The sequence below is a fragment of the Bradyrhizobium sp. UFLA05-89 genome (genome assembly GCF_059803475.1).
The window spans coordinates 1-2,755 of record NZ_JBANBA010000240.1 but is presented as its reverse complement, the minus strand read 5'-3'; the positions used below and the strand labels follow the sequence as shown (position 1 = coordinate 2,755).

The following is a 2,755-nucleotide window of genomic DNA, read 5'->3' as shown; positions in this document are numbered from 1 at the left end:
ATTATACACTCTCAACCGGCTACCGGCCTCTCGGCTCTTGCCCCCGCGCAGCGGGCTGGAGCGCAGCGACTTCGTGCGCTGGCCCTTCGCGACCCTATTGCCCGCCGCGCGGCTTGGTCGCCAACGGGAGCAAAGCAGACCCGGCCTTCGTCGCGTCACACCAATAGTGCTCATTCCGTCGAAAATGACCGAGGACGGATTTTCACATGTCGCGCTGGTTAAGCGGCGCGATTTGTTGCGACTCCCGCAGGTAGGCCTTCAGGGCCTGGCGCAGTGTAGGCAGGATCCACGTCTCGTGTTCAGGCCGGTAGAGACCGGCTTCCCGAAACCATGCGAGAAATTCGGCCTTGCGCCCGGCCAGTAGCAGCGATGTTCCGCGCGCTTCCAGCCGTTCCCGCAAATCGCGAAGTGCATATAATCCGGTCGTGTCGATCTGGCTGACTGGAATTGCATCAATCACAAACCAACGAAGTTCCGGGCCTTCGGCTTCGGCCACCGCCAGCGCTCTCGCCTTGAAGTAATCGGAATTGAAGAAGGTTAGCGGGCCATCGAAGCGGTAGAGCACGAGACCCGGAAACGTCCTGGCGTCTGGATGTCGCTCGATCGAATGCAGACCGGGAAGCCCGTCGACCGTTCCCAGGATTTCGTCCCTGGGCCGCGCGGTCAGCTTGACGAAGCGGACCAGGGCCAGCCCGACAGCGATGAGAATCCCGTTGATGGCGCCCAGCGCGACCACTCCCAGCGTCGTGATCACCGCCAGGACGACCTCGCCGCGATCGATGCTCCAGATTTCGCGTAATGTTCGCGTGTCAAACAGCGAGATCGAAGCGAACACGAGCAATGCGCCCAACGCAGCAATCGGCACATATCGCAAGGGACCGGTCAAAAACAACAACACTGCGGCGATTGCCGCCGCAGCCACCAGGCCAGTCACCTGGGTGCGACCGCCGGCTGAAACGGCCATTGCCGTGCGCGAGTCAGCGCCGGTCACGGCGAACCCTTGCGACAAGGCGGAGGCGAGATTAGCCGCACCAAATGCAGCCAGCTCACGGTCAGCGTCGATCTCGTAGCCGCCCTTCGACGCAAAGCTGCGCGCTGTCAACATGCCACTCGAAAACAGCACGAGAGCGAGCCCCGCCGCGCTACCCAGCAGGGACGGTATGTCCTCCGTTGGAAATCTGGGCAATCGCAGCGGCGGCAGGCCCGCAGGAACCGGCCCCAGAATCGCCACTCCATACCGGTCCAATCCGAACAGTGCGACCGCGGCGCCGGCGGCGATCAATATGATCGGTGCAGCCGGAAGTCGCGGTGCCCAGCGCGCCAGCGCAAACAATATCGCCAGGCTTGCCGCTCCTACGATAAACGTCGGAATCTGCGTCTCCGGCAGCTTGCCGAAGATTTCGAACAGTTGCGGAATGATCCTTTTGGATTCGATGGAAAAGCCGAGCAGCTTGCCGACTTGCCCCAGACAAATGGAAATTGCGACCCCGTTCAAAAGTCCAACGAGGATTGGCTTGGAGAGAAATTCCGCCAGCGCACCGAGCCGCAGGAAACTCGCTGCAATGCAGAACATGCCGGCCAGAAATGTGACTGCGACCGACAGCGACCAGTACAGTTCGACGTTGCCGCCCGCCAGCGGAGCTACTGCGGCTGCGACCATGGCGCACACAGCTGCATCGGGATTCACGATCATTTGCCGCGAAGTGCCGAAGATGGCGTACGCGACCAACGGCAGAATGCTCGAATATAGCCCCACAACCGGATCGAAGCCTGCGAGCTGCGCGTAGGCGATCGCGACCGGCAGGGCCACTGCGGCAACAGAGATTCCCGCCAACAGATCGTGCCGAAAATCATCGGCAAAACCGTAGGACAAGAGTTTGGTCAATCCGGGTGCAATACGCGTCAGACGGTCAGTCATGCCGGACTACGGTAAAGGTACGCCAGAGCGCAGGCCTCGCAACTCTAGCTTCGCGAGCGAACGTCCGCCAGTGGCGCTTCGCCTGAGATGACAGGATCCGCGGAGCAACGACGATGCGGGTGAGACGCAACGTTGCCGCGCGCCAACGCCGGTCATGTCGGCGCGATGGCGATATAGGGAATACAGGCCACGACTATGGCAAGCTGGATCGCATTGCCCAGCATGCCACCCCAATGCAGTCGTCGGAGCCGGCGCGCGGCCTCCGTGTCGCCGGCATCTCCATCACTGATCCGGGCGTCCATCTGCCGCAAAAACCAGCGGCGCGAGCACACGGCGAGTGCCGTGATCAAGCCGACGCCCAGGGCCAGGACCGGGCGGCCGTCCACGGCAACGGCGATCGTGCCTGCGGCACCGGCAACGGCCAATGTCAGGAAGTAGCCGTTGAACATGGCGCGCAACAGCAGGGCGACAGGTCGGACGTCCAGCTTCACCAGCAGAAAGGCCGGTGCCGCCAGCAGCAGATAAAACATCGGAAGCAGCAGGATGATCGTGGCGAACAGGGCGACGTTGTCTGGCATCATTCGAACACCCCCCTCTTTCCTGTGCCGCACAAGGGCTTTCCGGCAGCGCAGTATCGGCTTTGACCTATCACCGGCACCATTGGGCTTTGGTTGGACGCACACTGCTTCCACCGCCCCAAGGCATGATCCGGAAAGGTGTGGAGCGGTTTTCCGAAAAGATCATGCTCAAACAACAACAACCTAAAGCGCGATGACGATTCATCCCAATCTCATCGCGCTTTAGTCTTACTGAGTCAGAAATCCACGGACCAAGCTG

3 protein-coding genes are annotated in these 2,755 nt (G+C 61.4%); all 3 read right to left on the bottom strand.

What is annotated here, in order from left to right; genetic code table 11:
- Nucleotides 1-202 precede the first annotated feature (202 nt).
- The gene (locus tag SO139_RS45930) at nt 203-1,918 is read right to left on the bottom strand and encodes a SulP family inorganic anion transporter (protein WP_449380707.1); all 1,716 of its coding nucleotides are present in this window, start codon (nt 1,916-1,918) and stop codon (nt 203-205) included.
- A gap of 152 nt (nt 1,919-2,070) precedes the next feature.
- Nucleotides 2,071-2,496 (bottom strand): hypothetical protein, encoded by a 426-nt coding sequence (locus SO139_RS45925; protein ID WP_449380713.1) that lies wholly within the window; start codon nt 2,494-2,496, stop codon nt 2,071-2,073.
- Between the two features lie 70 nt (nt 2,497-2,566).
- The coding region (locus SO139_RS45920; protein WP_498542127.1) for a hypothetical protein at nt 2,567-2,755 on the bottom strand (189 nt) is incomplete at its 5' end.

What these genes read in the sequence shown, in the direction of transcription:
- SO139_RS45925 (WP_449380713.1), bottom strand. Translation starts at nt 2,496, where the DNA reads ATGCCAGACAACGTCGCCCTGTTCGCCACGATCATCCTGCTGCTTCCG.
- SO139_RS45930 (WP_449380707.1), bottom strand. Translation starts at nt 1,918, where the DNA reads ATGACTGACCGTCTGACGCGTATTGCACCCGGATTGACCAAACTCTTG.